We start from the raw sequence: 16,632 nt of genomic DNA on the forward strand, positions 1-16,632 counted from the left end.
CATGAGTTTTCGACTTGATCAGTATTCCCAGCCGCTGCTTGAAGCCGTGCTTGGCTCGCTTCGGGAAGGCATCATCGTCATTGATCGCCAAACGGAGGTCGTTCTCTACAACCAGGCCGCCGTTGATGTCTTCAACCTTTCGCCGGTCATGACCGGCCCTCTGCGCTTGATTGACATCACTCGCAATAAAGCCGTTCACGATGGTTTTCGCCAGGTTTTGGAAGAAAGCCGCCCATTCGACGCCAATCTGGAGATTTTTGGCATTCAAGAGCGCACGTTCAGTTTCCGTGCCACCCCCCTGATCATGCCTTCAGCCCATGAGGTGGTCGGCGCCATCGGGGTGTTTTTCGATGTGACGCAGCTTGTCCGGCTGGAGCGCGTCCGCCGCGAGTTTTTCGCCAATCTGTCACACGAGCTTCGGACGCCGCTCACCTCGATTCTGGCCTACGTGGAAACCCTGCTCAATGGCGCACTCTATGATGGCGAAAACAACCTTCAGTTCTTGCGCATTATCAACAAGCACGCCATGCGCATGCAGAATCTGGTGCGCGATATTGCCGACCTGTCGGCAATTGAAGCCGGTGAATTCAAACTTGAACCGGCATCCATTGACCTCAAGGCGTTTGTGGACAACCTCGCCGTCCTGGTCGTTCCCGAAGCCACAGCCCGCCAAGTGACATTCCGCAACGACGTCCCACCAGGTATTCAGGTTCAGGCCGACCCACAGGCACTTGAACAAATTCTGATGAATCTCATCATCAACGCGGTGAAGTTCAATCGTCCCGGTGGGGAAGTGGTGATCACGGCCGCTTCCGACGGCGAGTTGCGCACGCTGATTGCAGTCCGGGACACCGGCGTTGGCATCGAGGCCAAACACGTGCCCCGAATTTTTGAGCGCCTTTACCGAGTGGACAAGTCACGGTCCCAAGAGGTGGGTGGAACCGGGCTTGGGCTGGCCATTGTCAAGCATCTGGTTCTCAATCACGGCGGTGACATCTCGGTGGATAGCACGCCGGGGGTGGGGTCAGAGTTTCGCGTCCGGCTGCCCTGTCCACCAGTCGCGGCGTCAGCCCCTAACCTCGGTCAGGTCATCCCAAGTTAGTGCATGACGACTGACCAGATCAGTACCGGCTAATCGGCGGCGTTGCGGGTGGGTTCGGTGTCAGGCTGATGTCTCCAGCGCGCGTCGTGATGAGCTTTTCCATTTCCTCCCGGGCTTGATCGCTCGTCGTCTGAATGCCCTTTGTGCGCAGGATAAACTCATCCCGGTTACTCGCCCCTGACAACGCTTGGTCATAGGAGATCAGACCACGATTGAGCAGATCGTGAAGGGATTGGTCGAAGGTTTGCATGCCGTATTGCGATGTGCCTTGGGCAATGGCATCTCGAATATGGGATGTCTTTTCCTGGTTCACAATGCAATCGCGGATATAAGACGTTGAAATCAGGACTTCAACCGCCGGAACACGCCCCGTGCCGTCCTTGTTTCGGACGAGCCGCTGGGAAATCACCGCTTTGAGGACGGATGCAAGCTGAAGGCGGATGGCTTGTTGCTGGTGGGGAGGAAAGATTGAGACGATCCGCGTAATCGTTTCCGTGGCGTCCAAGGTGTGCAGCGTAGAGAGCACCAAGTGACCGGTTTCGGCAGCCGTCAGGGCGGTTTCAATCGTTTCCTGGTCACGCATCTCACCCACGAGAATAACATCCGGGTCCTGGCGGAGCGCGCCACGCAGGGCTTCGTGGAAGTTTCGCGTGTCAACATCCACTTCGCGCTGGTTGACAAACGAGCGGCGGTCGCGGTGCAGGAACTCAATCGGGTCCTCGATGGTAATGATGTGTTCCGTCCGGTTGCGATTGATGCAGTCAATGATTGCCGCCAACGTCGTGGATTTCCCTGAACCAGTCGTGCCGGTCACCAGCACCAGTCCGCGCCGTTCTTCGGCAATTTTCTCAATCACGGCCGGGAGCTGCAACTCCGCAACGGGGCGCACCGCCATCGGAATGACGCGGAAGACCATGCCCACCGCGCCGCGCTGCTGGAAAACATTGCACCGAAAGCGCCCCAAGCCAGAAACACCATAGGCAATGTCTACCTCGCAGGCATCTTTGAAGCGCTGTTTTTGGCGGTTGTTCATAATGCTAAACGCCATGGCGAGTGTATCTTCAGGCGTCAGGCGCTGGACATCCACCAGTGGTAGCAGTTCACCATTCACGCGAATGAATGGGTGACTTCCGGCCTTGATGTGTAGATCAGACGCGCCTTTGGAGCAGGCCAAGGCAAGGAGCATGTCGATCGTAAGCGGGGGTTGCATGGCGATACCTCCCTGGTATGACGCAATGTGTTTTAGAAGCTGTGTTCTATGCTGTCAAAATACGTCATGGTTTTGAATTGCCGGTAACGCTCGTTGATTTCTTCGCGGGTGAGCGCCAGCAATCGCTCCGTTCCAAAGGCTTCGATGGTGAATGACGCCATGACCGAACCGTAGATCATGGCTTTGCGCAACGCTTCTTCGTCCAAACTGCTCCCGGTGGCGGCAAGATAACCCATGACGCCGCCGGCAAACGTATCCCCCGCGCCGGTTGGGTCAATGACGTTTTCCTGTGGGAAGCCAGGAATCGCAAAGAAAGAGTCCTGCCCAAAGAGGGTTGCCCCATACTCGCCGCGTTTGACAATCAAGCGCTTCGGCCCCAGGGCCATAATGGCTTTGGCAGCCCGGATAACATTCGGGTCACGGGCCAACTGGCGCGCTTCCTCATCGTTGATGATGAGCACATCTACGCACCGGAGCGTTTCGCGCAGCTCATTCGGCGTGCCGTGAATCCAGAAATCCATGGTGTCCATGGCGGTCAGGCGGGCGCGGCTCTGCTGGCGCACCTCCCGCTGGAGTGTTGGGTGAGCATTGCCAAGAAAAAGATAGGGAATGTCGCGCTGGGCGTCAGCAATGCGGGGTTGGAAGTCAGCAAACACGTTGAGTTGGGTGTCGAGCGTCGTCCGGGTGTTGAAGTCGTAGCCATATTCACCCGTCCAGCGAAAAGTCTTGCCGCCCGCGCGCCGCTCAAGCCCAGACAAGTCAATGCCCCGCGCATCGAAAACACGCTCATGCTCGGCGGTAAAGTCGTCGCCAACAATGCCCACAATGCTGACGGGCGTGAAAAATGAAGCCGCAATGGAAAAGTAGGTCGCCGCGCCTGCCAAGACGTTGGCGCGTTCGTCAAACGGCGTCTTGACATGATCAAATGCAACGGTCCCTACAACAAGAATGCTCATATGAGTTGCTACGTTCCTGGTTGTCGAGTTGGGAAAATCTTTATTACGCAGAATGAAGAAAAATCCATCTGAAAAGCAAGCCTGAAAACTCGCGGGCAGGTGGTTTGCCAGGACTTTCCTGAAGTGAAGCTGAGTTTTGGCGCGAAGGCACAGGCAGGAATGCCGTGTCACATTCTGAAGCCGACGCACAGGCAGGAATGCCTGTGTCACGTTCTCACTTCTCAGGTGAGAGAAGCCAGTCAAGGAGCGCCATGCGCACGGCAACGCCATGCGTCACTTGCGCTTGAATGACCGATTGAACCCCATCAGCAACATCCGAGGCAATTTCGACTTCGCGGTTGATCGGGCCAGGGTGAAGCACCAAAGCGTTGGGTTTGGCCCAGGTAAGTCGTTCCGAAGTGAGGCCAAAGTGGGTGAAGTACTCACCCAGTGAAGGGAAAAAAGCCCCATCGAGACGTTCCTGCTGGATGCGCAACACCATGACGGCGTCTGCCCCGTCCAAGGCCTCCCGTAGCGAGTCGGTGACACGTACCGTCCCCGACCACGGATCGGCAAAACGCTCAATACCTGGCGCACGCAGGGTACGCGGACCACCCAAGCGAACGTGCGCACCCATCATCGCCAGGAGCCGGACGTTTGACCGCGCAACGCGGCTGTGCCGAATATCGCCGAGAATGGCAATTTCAAGTCCTTCCAGCCGATTGAAATGGCGGCGCAGCGTGAAGGCATCGAGCAGGGCTTGGGTGGGATGCTCATGTTCGCCATCGCCGGCATTGATGAAATGTGCCCGCGAAAGCCGCGCCATGAAGTGCGGCACACCAGCCACCGCATGCCGCACGACAACGACATCCGGCAGCATGGCATCGAGGGTCAGGATGGTATCCCGCAGGGTTTCCCCCTTCGCCAAACTGGACATGCCGACGACGATATTGACGACTTTCAGGCCCAATCGCTTGGCCGCCAACTCAAAAGAAGTGCGCGTCCGGGTCGAAGCCTCCGAAAAGAGCGTGACTAGATGCTTGTCGCGGACAGGCGCACGGACGGTTTCTGGAGCGGTCGTGGGTGGCAAAAATGCCGTCGCTCGGTCAAGCAGCTCCGCGACCAGCGCCGGTGACAGATCACCGGTGTCAAGCAGGTCCTTCATCAGTACATCTTTCAGGCCGTAGATTCACCGCTGCCGGTGGGCGCCGGTTCGACGATGATGACTTGTTCGGCATCATCTATGCTCGCCACCATGACCTTGACGATTTCCGTGGCTTTGGTCGGAATGCGCTCACCGACGAAGTCTGCCTGAATCGGAACTTCCCGGTGTCCCCGGTCAATGAGAACCGCCAACTGCACCCGCCGGGGGCGGCCCAGGTCAAACAGGGCATCGAGAGCTGCGCGAATCGTCCGGCCCGTATAGAGCACGTCGTCCACAATGACAACCGTTGCTTGGGTGAGGTCATCCGGCATGGCAGTCGCGTTGATGACCGGTTTGGGTGCCACCAGCGACAGGTCGTCACGGTAGAGCGTAATGTCCAGAACACCCAACTGAGGACGCGCCCCTTCGAGTTTCTCAATGGCATCCGCAATGCGCTCGGCCAGGGGGACGCCGCGCCGACGAATGCCCGCAATGACCAAGTTTGCCACGCCACGATTGCGTTCGACGATTTCGGAGGCCATCCGCGCCAGCGCGCGCTGGATTGCCGAGGCATCCATCAAGCGGACTTTTTCAATAAACTCCATGCCAGCACACCCAGTGACGAGGGAGAGATAGACAAGCCAGCCGCGACGGCCGCCGCAGCTACTTGCTATGTAACATGACGCTTGCCGTTGGCGAAAGCGGAGGCGCGTCTAGGTTTTCATCTGTCACTGGCTGATTTAGATTCCGGTTCATGATTCGAACGGCTGCTTACACCCGCGATTTGTTACCGGCATCATTGTCAAACGACGCTGATGCGTCGGCCTTCATTCACCGTTTTCAGTTGGTTGAGCGCATTGCACAGGATTGGTTCCGGCGCTATGGGTTTCAGGAAATTCGGACGCCCATCTTCGAGCGAACCGAACTCTTTGCCCGTGGCGTTGGCGCGGAAACCGACATTGTAACCAAGGAAATGTACACGTGGCGCGACCGCGCCGGGGATGATCGGGAGGGCGAAAGTCTGACCTTGCGGCCGGAGAGCACCGCCCCGGTTGCCAGGGCCTACATTCAGCATCAAATGTGGAAGCACGTCGAAACGGCGCGCCTGTACTACATTGGCCCCCAGTTCCGCCGCGAGCGTGGGCAGCGGGGACGCTACCGCCAGTTTTTCCAAATCGGGGCCGAGGTGCTTGGCTCAAGTGACCATCCGGCGGTGGATGTCGAGGGCATCGAGTTGGTTATGGGCGTCCTGGCGGAGGCCGGTGTGCCAGACCTCGAGCTGCGCCTCAACACGGTCGGCAATGCCGCCAGTCGGGCCGCGTTTGTCGCCGCGATTCGCGCTGCGCTGGCCAATCACCTGGATGCGTTGTCGGAAGACTCGCGCCGCCGCTACGAAACCAATCCCCTCCGCATCCTCGATTCCAAGGCCGAACAGGATCAACCGCTCATTGCGGCGCTCCCACCGATTCAGGACTTTCTCGACGACGAATGCCGGACGCACTTCGATACGGTTCGGCGTTACTTGGACGCCGCCGACATTCCCTATGTCGTGGATGCGCGTCTGGTGCGTGGGCTTGATTACTACACGAAAACCGTTTTTGAAATTGTTTCGCATGCTCCGTCCATTGGTTCGCAGAACGCGCTGGCGGGTGGGGGACGCTATGACGGCTTGGTTGAGACGCTGGGCGGGCCACCGACCAGGGGCTTTGGCTTCGCGCTGGGACTGGATCGCGTCGTGTTGACCCTGCCGGCAGACCGCGTGCCGGAAGACCGCCCGGCGTTGTTTGTCATTCACTTGGGCGAAGTTGCGTTCGAGCGCGCGCTGGGCCTCGTCCGTGAGGCGCGTCGGGCTGGACTGTCGGCCCTGCTCGACCCCACGCCCCGGAGTCTGAAAAGCGCGCTGCGGCTGGCCAACAAACTAGGCGCGCGCTTTGCCCTGATTCTTGGGGATACCGAACTTACCAGCGGGCAGTGGGTGCTGCGCGACCTAGCGCGTGCCGAACAAACCACCGTCCCAGCCGACACCTGGCTGCATCACGTGCAGACTTTGCGCGGATAGTAAATAGGTTCTCGCTTTATGCATGTTGACATTCCTTTGCTGCGGGACCTGGTGTTGCTCCTACTGATTTCGCTGCCGATTGTCTTCGTTTGTGGACGCCTGCGGCTGCCGACCCTGATTGGCTACATGCTGACGGGAATTGTGATTGGGCCGTCGGGACTGGGCGTGATTGGTGATGTGCACGCGGTCGAAACACTAGCCGAAATTGGCGTTGTCCTGTTGCTGTTTACAATCGGGCTGGAGTTTTCGCTGGAAAAGTTGGTTGCCATGCAGCGCGTCGTCCTCATGGGCGGTGGCTTACAGGTCGGCTTGACGATAGTGGTAGCGATGCTGCTTGCGCGGTATGGAGGCGGATTGAACTGGTCGCCGGCGGTCTTCGTGGGTTTCCTCGTGGCGCTGTCGAGTACGGCCATTGTCATCAAGACCTATGTGGACCGGGCTGAGTCAGATACTCCGTACGGCCGGGTGGCGATTGGCATTTTGCTGTTCCAGGACTTGTGCATCGTGCCAATGATGTTGTTCGTTCCGCTCCTGGCCGGACAACGTGAACTCAACCTTTTTTACGTCTTCAAGACGATGGCGCTGGCGCTTGGGTCGGTCTTCCTCATTGTCGTCATGGCGCGGCGGATTTTTCCCTTTTTGTTGCGTTGGCTGGTGACGCTCCGCAGTCGGGAAGTGTTTGTCAGTTTTGCCGTGCTGGCTTGTTTGGGCACCGCCTGGCTGACTGCGCAGGCGGGACTGTCGTTGGCGCTGGGCGCATTTGTTGCCGGGGTGGTGCTGTCGGAGTCTGAATATAGTCACCAAATTGTGGCCGACATTCTTCCGTTTCGGGACATTTTCAACGGCATTTTCTTCGTGTCGGTTGGGATGCTGCTCTCGCTTGGTGTTTTGGTGGTGGCTTGGCCGGTGGTTTTAGGGTTAGTGACACTCATTCTCGTGGGCAAAACGCTCCTTGCCTTTGCGGCCATCAAAGCCCTCGGCCGCACAACCCGCATCAGCCTGACGGCCGCCCTGGGGCTTGCCCAGATTGGAGAATTTTCGTTCGTATTACTCAAGGTGGGTTTGGATGCCGGGCTGTTAGGTGGCGATACTTACCAGATATTTCTTGCGGCCTCGATTCTGACCATGCTGGTCACGCCCTTTTTGATCGGCGCTGCCCCGGCGTTCGGCTACCGGTTTTGTCGGTGGACCGGGATACCGGACGCGCCAGATGTTGCGTCGCCAGAGCTATCTCCGGTGAGTGGTCACGTCGTCATTGCCGGTTATGGACTCAACGGACGCAATCTGGCTCGTGTCCTTCGCGCTGCTAACATTCCCTACCGCATCATTGAACTCAATATCGAGTCCATTCGAGCTGGGAAAAAAGCCGGTGAGCCGATTGTGTATGGCGATGGAACGCGCCGTGAGGTCTTGCACGCGGCCGGGATTGAGCGCGCCCGCGTGATGGTGGTGGCAATTTCAGACGCTACGGCCACCCGCCGCATTGCCGCGCTTGCCCGCGAGGTCAATCCGAACCTGCACATCATTGTGCGTACTCGCTTTGTCTCGGAAATGAACGGATTGTACACGTTGGGGGTGCAACAGGTCATCCCAGAAGAGTTCGAGACCAGTCTAGAAATTTTTGCACGAGTACTGCGCGAATACGGTCTGTCACGCTCGTATATTCAGCAGCAAGTCGAAACCATCCGCCGGGAGGGCTATCGGCTACTGGATGCAGAGTGCCCAGGGCGGGAGGTGCTGATGAGTGAGCTGGCGACCATCATCGAAAACGCCACCACGACCGCCATGCGTTTTCCGCCAAATGCGGCGGCCGTCGGGCGCTCACTGCGGGAGCTTGCGCTGCGCCCGACTTGTGGGGTGACCATTGTCGCCGTCCAGCGTGGAACACAAACTGTGGTGAACCCAGATGCGGATTTTGTGCTGGAAGCAGGCGATGTCGCTGTATTGCTGGGCAACCCTGAAAACCTGGAGCGGGCAATGGAGTCCCTCGCCAGGGAAACTGTCAGCGTTGCGGGAGAGGTGGCGAGTTGAAGTCACGCGCGCCTTCAGATGACCACTACCGCGACATTCTGACCGTTCCAAATGTCATTACCCTCTTTCGCATTCTCCTGGTACCGGTTTTCGTGGTGTGCTTTTTGCGCGGGTGGTTTTGGTGGGCGACGGCCGCCTTTGCCCTTGCCGGGCTGTCAGATGCTGTGGACGGCTGGTTGGCGCGCCGCCTGAATGCCCAGAGCCGGCTTGGACAAGCGCTCGATCCAATTGCGGATAAACTGCTGATGCTCTCTAGTTACATCGTCATGGCGATTCCCTCTGAGGCGAACGTCCCGATTCCCTGGTGGTTGTCCAGCGTGGTCATTGGGCGGGATATTGGTATCGTGACTGCTGCGGCTATCATTGCGCACGTCACCGGCTTTCAAGATTTCAAGCCATCATTGGCCGGCAAAATCAGCACGTTTTGCCAGGTAGCGCTCATTGTCCTGTACTTGATTGCCCAAGTCTGGGCGGCAATCCGGCCACTCCTGCCGACCTGGGTGGCCGTTGTTTTTGTCATGACGCTTTATTCCGGCTTGCATTACATTTGGTTTGTCGTAGGTGAAGTTCAAGCTTTTCGCCGTCAGGCAGGGGGGCGTCCATCATGACGGAGTCGCCACTGGTGGATGGAACGAGTGAAGCACCCAATGAAATGGCGTTTCGGAAAACACTGCCGCCCTCGGTCGGGTGGCGGCAGTTGCGCTGGGCGCGGTGGCTGCCATCGCTGGCGGCCCTGCTCTTGCTGTTGGTGGTCTGGGGGTTGCTTTCCGAAATCCTCAAGAGTTTATCCTATATATTTCAGCCTGTTTTTATCCCATTACTCATCTCGGGGGCGCTGGCCTACCTCATCAAACCGCTTGTGGACTGGCTGGATAGCGCAACGTCCCGCTGGATTCACCAGCCTGGCCTGCGGCACACATTGGTTGTGCTGACCGCGATGGCCGTCGCAGTCATGGGATTGATCGTAGCGCTGTTTGTCATTGTGCCGAGCTTGGCGCAGCAGCTAACACAGGCTGCCAAGAAACTGCCGGCGGGCTATCAGCGCGTCACGGCCATCGTACAGCCTTATCTGGAAAGCCTCCGCGACCGTTACCCAACCCAGTATGAGCATGCCGTAGAGAGCATTCGCGGACGGATTGACGATCCCTCGGCTTTGGTAGAGCCACTCCTGACGGGCTTGAGCGCAACCTTCTCAAATGCGATTGGCGTTGCGACGAGTGTGATCAACCTGCTGCTGATTCCCTTTTTTGTGTACTACATGCTGAAAGACGCGGGCACGTTGCAACGGCGGGCGTTGGTATTGATCCCTGGTCGTCACAGAGCTACTGCCACTGACATGCTCTCGAAGGTGGGACTGGCGCTGAGTAGCTTCGTGCGTGGGCAGCTCGTCGTGTGTTTTTCGATGAGCGTTTTGTACACGATTGGGTTTAGCTTGCTGGGCGTGCCATCCGCTTTGTCACTGGGCTTTCTCTCTGGGTTTGGACACCTGATTCCCTACATTGGGACGTTCCTAGCCGGGCTGCTCACCTGTACGCTTGCCCTCTCTGATGCACCATCGTTTCTGCACCTTGGTTTGGTGATTGGCGTCTATGTCGTTGTGCAGAGTATCGAGAGTTTCTACCTAACACCCTTTGTGTTGGGTGATCGCCTGGATTTGCACCCATTTCTGGTCATCATCGGGTTGTTGATTGGACACCATCTGTTCGGCATCCTGGGGGTCATTCTCACCGTGCCGTCCCTGGCAGTTGGAAAAGTTTTAGTCGGTATTGTTATTGAGTACTATGAAAAATCAGACTTTTACCGTTATGGCAGTGGTCCGCCAGTGACCTCAGTTTCGCCGCCGCGAGCCCCTGACAATGGCTCTCCTGAACCTTCCATGTCCGCCACCCCGACTGCCGTATGATGATGCCTATGCTTCCTGCTACAGCTTCTCCGGCTAGCGCTTCGGCGCGACGATCAGTGTCACTAACTCACGAGAACCATCCGTCGTTGGTTGACCGCTGGCTTGTTGCGAGCCAGTCCCTAGTACTGGGACTGTGGTTTGGGGCGATGGTCTTTTTTAGCGCCGCTGTTGCCCCAAGTGCTTTCGGGGTTTTACCCACCCGTCAATTGGCCGGGACGATGGTCAACAGTGTGCTCGGTAAATTGGAGTGGTGGGGGGTGGTGTGTGGGCTCTTACTCATTGGTATCCAGATTGGAATGGTCATCCGGGCCAGAGCCTTTACAACTTGGGTCGGACGGCTGTCCATTGGACTGCCCGTGGCCATGACGCTGGCGGCGGCCGTTTCAAAATTCGTGGTTTCAAGGGAGCTGGCAGCCATTCGCGCCAAATTGGGTCCACTGTTGGAAAGTCTTCCACTCGATGATCCCACCCGCCTGACATTTGCTACTTGGCATCAGTATTCGGTTTGGTTAATGGGGTTTAGCATCCTAGCGGCGGCGGCGCTCATTGTGCTGAACCAAGTGTGGCTAAACCCAGCCCGGCCCGGCGGTGGTGTGTCGGAAGACAACACATAACTTTTCAAAAGACCTCAAAACCCGAAACGACCTAGACAGAAATGCGACGAAGACGGAAACGCCATGAAGTTGGTCTTGATGCATCTCACCGGCAGGCAGTCTGGTGAGCGCGTAACCGTATCTGACACGAGTTTCTTGATTGGGCGCGACCACAGCGTCTGTCGGCTTTGCTTCAGTGATCAGGATGAAGGCATCTCACGGCGCCATGCTGAGGTGGCCTGGTGCAACGGCGTCCTGACCGTGGCGGATGTCGGCAGCACCTACGGTACGTTTGTCAATGGTCAGCGTATCCACTCGCCAACGCCAATCCAGGTTGGTGATGTCATCCAGTTGAGTGCTGGTGGTCCGAGCTTGCAGGTCGTGAGCTTTGATCCGGTGGCACCCCCAGAGCCGATGCCTGCCGTTCCCCCACCGGCGGTCCGTGCCACGCCAGCTCTGACGAATCCAGATATGGGGACGGTGAATGGCAGTTACGCCTCCTCAACGCTGGAACCGTCGGCCCCATCAAGTGAGTCAGCTTACCTTGAGCTGCTCAACGGGTCAGCGCCCAGCCGATTCACCTTGTCGGCCGAAGCTACCCTGATCGGACGTGATGAGGGAAGTCATATCCTCCTCGACGCACGACAGTTCCCAACCGTATCGCGGCGGCATGCCGTTATCGAGCGAAAGGGAGATGCCTATTTTGTGCGCGATCTAGGGTCATTCAACGGCACGCTGGTAGACGGTTATCGCATTGCCGCACCGGCCCAACTTCGACCCGGTGCCTTGATTGAGATTGGTCTGGGCGGCGCGCAGTTTCGTTTCGTTGTGCCTGGAAGTGAAACCACCGGAGGAGCTGCGCAAGGCAGTAGTCCAGCCGTGGAGCATACGGTGGTGTTGGCTCCACAAACGACGACGCAAAAAATCCAGGAAGCCAAGAATTTCGTGACACGCAAGGCGTTCGCACAGGGCAAAACGCCTGGGCGTCTGACGGTTGGCCGCAGTTCCGACAATGACATTCAGCTTGATGTCCTTCAGATTTCCAAGCGGCACGCAGTGTTTGGCCGGGATGCCCAAGGCTGGACACTGGAGGATATGGGGAGCACCAACGGCGTGTATGTCAACGGTCAACGCATCACACGCTGCCGGCTGCGCGCTAATGACATTGTCCAAATCGGCCCTGTCCTGTTCCGGCTTGAACCAGATGGCATAGCCGTCTTTGATACGCGCAGTCGCGCGCGGATTGATGTCGTCAACTTGACAAAGGAAGTCCGGGATCGCCACGGGGCTGGAACCATACGGTTGCTCGACCAAATCTGTCTTTCCATTCCAGCCAATGAATTTGTGGGGCTGTTGGGTCCGTCAGGCGCTGGCAAATCCACGCTCATGGATGCGCTCAACGGTATGCGTCCGGCCGATCAAGGGTTGGTGCTCATCAATGGCCTGAGTCTTTACGACAACATCAACTGCTTCAAGCAATCCATCGGTTACGTTCCGCAGGACGACATCATTCACCGTGAACTCACCGTTGAACGAACGCTCTACTACGTTGCCAAGATGCGGCTTTCATCCGACACCAGCGATGAGGAAATCGAGCGGATCATTGCCGAAGTGCTGGATGTGACCGGGTTGACGACGCGCCGAGCCGTTCCGGTTGGACAGCTTTCTGGCGGTCAGCGCAAGCGCGTTTCGATTGCCGTCGAACTGGTGACGAAGCCTGGCATCATCTTTCTCGATGAGCCGACCTCCGGCCTTGACCCTGGCACGGAAGAAAAGGTCATGCATCTGTTTCGTCGCATCGCCCTGGGTGGACACTCGGTCATCTTGACGACCCACGCCATGGAAAACGTCAAGTTATTCGACAAGATCGTGGTGCTGATGCGGGGGCGGCTGGTGTGGTTTGGCCCGCCGGCGGAGGCCCTGACGTACTTCAACATTCCCAGCATCAAGGAACTCTTCGACACGCTTGGCGATCCGAATCGAGATGACCTCGCCATCGAATGGCAGCGCAAGTTTGCTGCCTCGGCGGCTTATCAAAAATACGTCGTCAAATCGCTTTCTGAACTTTCACAGAAGCCGCCGGTTGCTGCCCGTCCGGCGGTCAATGATCTGACGTTCTTTCAAAGCTTGCGGCAGATGGCCGTGCTTTCCGGGCGGTATGGTCGTGTGCTTCTGGCAGATCGCCTCAACTTGGCCATTCTCTTTGGGCAGGCCCCGATCATCGCGCTCTTGACCGCGCTGGCGGTCGGTAGCGACTGGACGCGAGACTTTCCCTACTTTGTTTTGTCCCTATCGGCAATCTGGTTTGGCTGCTCGAATGCGGCGCGTGAAATCATCAAGGAAGCTAGCGTTTACAAGCGTGAGCGGATGGTCAATCTGGGTATCTTTCCCTACGTTGGCTCGAAGTTACTCATGCTCACCGTAATCGGCTTGGTGCAGATTGCGTTGCTATACGGAATGACCGCCGTTCTGGAATCCGTTCCCGGTCCACCTTGGCTTCTGTTCCTCTACCTGCTCCTGTCCCACTTGGTGGGCATTGCGATGGGATTGTCCATCTCGGCTCTGGTGCGAACTTCCGAAATGGCGACGAGTCTTGTCCCGCTGGTGCTGATTCCGCAGATTCTCTTTGGTGGGTTGCTCCTGCCCAACGAAGGTGTGGCAAAAGCCGTCAGCGTCGTGATGCCGGCGATGTGGTCCTATGATGCGCTCAAGCGAGTTGGTGTTGAGCAGGCTCAGCTTGGCGTCCTGCGCGGGCCAGATGGTGAAGATGATCCGAATGGTGAAATTGGTCGCATCAAAGAGGAAAACCGCCGGTCGGCTGACCGGTTCAAGTCTGATCTCGAAGCCTATCGCCGCCGTCAGCAGGAGCGGCTAGATGCGTATAAAACCGACCTGGAGGACTTTCTGCGGGTGGGTGGGGCACGTCCAACCATGCCGGTGCTCGAAAAAGAGCCAGTCGCGCCAGACATCACCTATCCGCCGGTTGACAAAGCGCGCTTTGTTGGATTCCTCAATGATTTTGGGAGTTTGGCCTTTGATTTTGCCGTGCTGGTCGGCATGTTTGTTTTGCTGATGGCCTTGACGATGACGGCACTGCGTTTCAAGGATGTACTGTGACTAACCACGAACCGCTGGCGGCAGGCGGCGCAATTCCGACGAGCGAAACGGTCGGCTTACTGCGTCATCCGCTGATGTGGATACTGATTGCCTATGCCGCGCTAGGGTTGAGCCTGCTTTCAGTCTATCAGTTTCAAATCAACCCGGATGGCATTGCGTATCTTGACATTGCTGAGAAATACGCTCGCGGAGATTTCTGGGGAGCCATCAATGCCTACTGGAGTCCGTTACTTTCCTGGTTGGTCGTTCCTTGGCGATGGGTGGGGGTTCCGCCACAGATTGCCGTCAAGCTGGTTCTGCTGGGAAGTGGTGGCTTGGCCCTGTGCGGTATATGGCGACTGTTAGATGACGCGCCTTTGGTAACGCGCGTCATGGCAACGGCTGGCGCTATGCCACTGACGGCTTACCACGCCCTGAGCGTCATTACGCCTGATTTACTCGTGGCGGCTGTGCTGCTCTGGTATCTCGCATGGCTGGTGGATGAATGGACTGACGGCTGGAAGTTGGTTTGGGGCGGCTGTTTGGGGGTGTTGTCCTATGTCGCCAAGGCTTTTGCCTTTCCCTTTTTCGTGGCGCACCTCCTGTGCGGGTGGCGGTTAGCCTTCGCTCGCGCTACGCCGGGCTATGAGCGGTTTAGATCACTCGCCATAACGCTTGGCACATTTGGTGTGTTGAGCAGTGCGTGGATAGTCGCGTTGTATATGAAATATGGCGTTTGGATGATAGGCTCGACTGGGCGCTACAACTATGCGTTGGCAGGTCCGCGCATGAGATTTGTACACTCAATGGAGACCTCCTTTTTCCCACCAGCCGAGGCCGGGGACACCAGCGCCTGGACGGACCCGACGCGGCTGCCAATAAAGGCTTGGAGTCCGTTCGAATCGCTTGAATACGCTCAGTATCAGGTTGCCATGACATTTGACCGATTGCGTGTCATGGCGTTTGACCACGCGCTTGATTTTTCCCCCTGCGCCTTACTGCTGCTCATCGGGTTGCTGGTTGGGCTTAGGCTGTCGCCACTACTTCATGGTGAGCGAATCAAAATCGTCGTCTTTGGGCTTGTCGTGTACGCTAGCGGTTACGCGCTAATTTACGTCGAAGCCCGTCACCTGCTGCCCATTGCATACTGGCTCATCGTTGCCAGCGTGTGGCTCATCCTAGCGATTGGAGCCAACTGGAAGCACGTTACGCCCCGATTACAGGCCGTTTTGGTCGGGTTGGTCATGATTTCCTTTGCCTGGCGTCCGGCTCAAGCGTTGGTTCAGGGGGCATTGGGACAGGATGCTGGACTTCAAGTGTGCCAAGGTTTGTATCGGGCAGCGCAGGCCCTGAAGGTACAGCTTGGCGTCGGAGGCCGCATTGCTTCCAACCAAGAATGGCACCGTTCTTTGTATCTCACGTACTTTCTCGGTGGGAGATACTATGGCGTTGCCCCGGAGGGCGCGTCACCCGAAGCCGTTGCCGAGGCATTGAACACTTACAACGTAGATTACTACTTCGTTTGGGCGGATGCGCCAGGACGGTTTCCAGAGGTTTCGTGGGGAGAGGAAATTACCGGGGGGCAGGACGCTTGGTTGCGGATTTATCAGGCGCGCCCTGGCTCAAGCAATATCCACTGATGGTCCGTTGTTTGGAAATCAATCTTTGTGTAGCTGTGCGTCAGCAGGGATGGTCCATATTTGACGAGGAACGAAAGGATATTGAGAACGCGCTCCTGGGGTTGTCCATGCGGGGTAAGCGCAGTGATGGCGCGCTCAATCTGGCGGGTTCGTGCCGCGTCGCGCTGGGCGTAGCTCGCAAAGAAGCGCTGTTCCAGTCCGTTGAGTTGGTGGAATATCTTCTCTCTTCCCCGGTCAAGTGCCTCAGCTAGCGATGGATCGGCTTCATGTAATAACTGTTTGAGGCGGTCGAGTTGTGCGCCAAAAGACACCTTCACTTCGTTGACGTATTCGATGATTTGGGCGTCATTTGACTGTAGGGCCGCGCGACGCAGCAGCTCTGGCTTGCCGAGCGCGGCCGCGTCGGGCGTGAGGCCAAGTTTGGCGAAAACTTTGGCATGACGCTGCTCGACGAGCGTGACGCTTGCGCGCGGCCACCGGATTGGTGACTGGATGCCGACTGCCTCATAAATGATTTCAGACTGGCTCAGGTATGCCATTTCAGCCGGGCCGACGACCTGGACGACAGTTGGAAAGAGCGTATCTTGAATCACCGGGCGCAGGAGCGCACTTGGCGTCAAGCGCAGTGGCTCAGCACGTAAGATGCGCAGCAGGTCTTCCTTCGTATAGCTTGTTTCAACGTTGGACTTCGGCCGAAAGCGGTATCCGTCGAGTACGAGGGGTGTGCGGTTGCCGTCTATGTCGAGAAACAGTGTCGTTGAGGATGGGATGACACTGACTTGTGGCGACTTACCCTGCGCCTGGTAGGCTTGCGCTTGCTGAACGAGCCGGTTGGTGATGTCTGGTGTGCGCTGAATGATGGCTTCAAATACGGGCTGGGTGATGGTGCGCAGCCGCTCGTCGCGTGGATCAACGATAA

Annotated in this window: 13 protein-coding genes (1 of these 13 cut by a window edge); 8 read left to right on the forward strand and 5 right to left on the reverse strand. The window is 57.5% G+C overall.

What is annotated here, in order from left to right; translation table 11 throughout:
- Position 1: 1 nt before the first annotated feature.
- Positions 2-1,102 (forward strand): sensor histidine kinase, encoded by a 1,101-nt coding sequence (locus J8C06_RS00330; RefSeq protein ID WP_211428825.1) that lies wholly within the window; start codon positions 2-4, stop codon positions 1,100-1,102.
- 19 nt (positions 1,103-1,121) lie between these two features.
- Here the strand turns inward: J8C06_RS00330 and J8C06_RS00335 are convergent, their stop codons facing one another.
- From J8C06_RS00335 to pyrR, 4 genes are all read right to left on the reverse strand, one after another.
- Positions 1,122-2,312 (reverse strand): type IV pilus twitching motility protein PilT, encoded by a 1,191-nt coding sequence (locus tag J8C06_RS00335; protein WP_211428826.1) that lies wholly within the window; start codon positions 2,310-2,312, stop codon positions 1,122-1,124.
- Between the two features lie 32 nt (positions 2,313-2,344).
- Positions 2,345-3,268: a PfkB family carbohydrate kinase gene (locus tag J8C06_RS00340; RefSeq protein ID WP_211428827.1), complete on the reverse strand. Its 924-nt coding sequence runs from the start codon at positions 3,266-3,268 to the stop codon at positions 2,345-2,347.
- A 214-nt stretch (positions 3,269-3,482) separates the two neighbouring features.
- Complete coding sequence (locus tag J8C06_RS00345) at positions 3,483-4,412, reverse strand: aspartate carbamoyltransferase catalytic subunit (protein WP_211428828.1); 930 nt, start codon at positions 4,410-4,412, stop codon at positions 3,483-3,485.
- A gap of 11 nt (positions 4,413-4,423) precedes the next feature.
- The gene (pyrR, locus tag J8C06_RS00350; RefSeq protein WP_211428829.1) at positions 4,424-4,996 is read right to left on the reverse strand and encodes a bifunctional pyr operon transcriptional regulator/uracil phosphoribosyltransferase PyrR; all 573 of its coding nucleotides are present in this window, start codon (positions 4,994-4,996) and stop codon (positions 4,424-4,426) included.
- A gap of 149 nt (positions 4,997-5,145) precedes the next feature.
- On the opposite strand from pyrR, the gene hisS reads away from it, so the two are divergent.
- From hisS to J8C06_RS00385, 7 genes are all read left to right on the forward strand, one after another.
- The gene (gene hisS / locus J8C06_RS00355; RefSeq protein WP_211428830.1) at positions 5,146-6,450 is read left to right on the forward strand and encodes a histidine--tRNA ligase; all 1,305 of its coding nucleotides are present in this window, start codon (positions 5,146-5,148) and stop codon (positions 6,448-6,450) included.
- A gap of 18 nt (positions 6,451-6,468) precedes the next feature.
- Positions 6,469-8,481: a monovalent cation:proton antiporter family protein gene (locus tag J8C06_RS00360; RefSeq protein ID WP_211428831.1), complete on the forward strand. Its 2,013-nt coding sequence runs from the start codon at positions 6,469-6,471 to the stop codon at positions 8,479-8,481.
- Positions 8,478-9,089 carry a CDP-alcohol phosphatidyltransferase family protein gene (locus tag J8C06_RS00365; RefSeq protein ID WP_211428832.1) on the forward strand — a complete coding sequence of 204 codons (612 nt, stop codon included), beginning with the start codon at positions 8,478-8,480 and terminating at the stop codon, positions 9,087-9,089. The genes J8C06_RS00360 and J8C06_RS00365 overlap by 4 nt, the downstream gene beginning before the upstream one ends.
- A complete protein-coding gene (locus J8C06_RS00370) occupies positions 9,086-10,384 on the forward strand; it encodes an AI-2E family transporter (RefSeq protein WP_211428833.1) in 1,299 nt (432 codons plus the stop codon). The genes J8C06_RS00365 and J8C06_RS00370 overlap by 4 nt, the downstream gene beginning before the upstream one ends.
- Positions 10,385-10,392: 8 nt before the next feature.
- Positions 10,393-10,998 (forward strand): DUF4149 domain-containing protein, encoded by a 606-nt coding sequence (locus tag J8C06_RS00375; protein WP_281423829.1) that lies wholly within the window; start codon positions 10,393-10,395, stop codon positions 10,996-10,998.
- A 63-nt stretch (positions 10,999-11,061) separates the two neighbouring features.
- Positions 11,062-14,094 (forward strand): FHA domain-containing protein, encoded by a 3,033-nt coding sequence (locus J8C06_RS00380; protein ID WP_211428835.1) that lies wholly within the window; start codon positions 11,062-11,064, stop codon positions 14,092-14,094.
- A complete protein-coding gene (locus tag J8C06_RS00385) occupies positions 14,091-15,713 on the forward strand; it encodes a hypothetical protein (RefSeq protein WP_211428836.1) in 1,623 nt (540 codons plus the stop codon). The genes J8C06_RS00380 and J8C06_RS00385 overlap by 4 nt, the downstream gene beginning before the upstream one ends.
- On the opposite strand, the gene bshC is transcribed toward J8C06_RS00385, so the two are convergent.
- On the reverse strand, positions 15,680-16,632 hold the 3' portion of the coding sequence (gene bshC / locus J8C06_RS00390) for a bacillithiol biosynthesis cysteine-adding enzyme BshC (RefSeq protein ID WP_211428837.1). The gene runs 604 nt beyond the window's last position; 953 of the gene's 1,557 nt are visible here — the last part of the coding sequence; its start codon lies off the right edge, out of view — the gene reads right to left on this strand; its stop codon occupies positions 15,680-15,682. The two genes, J8C06_RS00385 and bshC, sit on opposite strands and share 34 nt — an antisense overlap.

The organism is Chloracidobacterium validum (genome assembly GCF_018304825.1).
GTDB lineage: Bacteria > Acidobacteriota > Blastocatellia > Chloracidobacteriales > Chloracidobacteriaceae > Chloracidobacterium > Chloracidobacterium validum.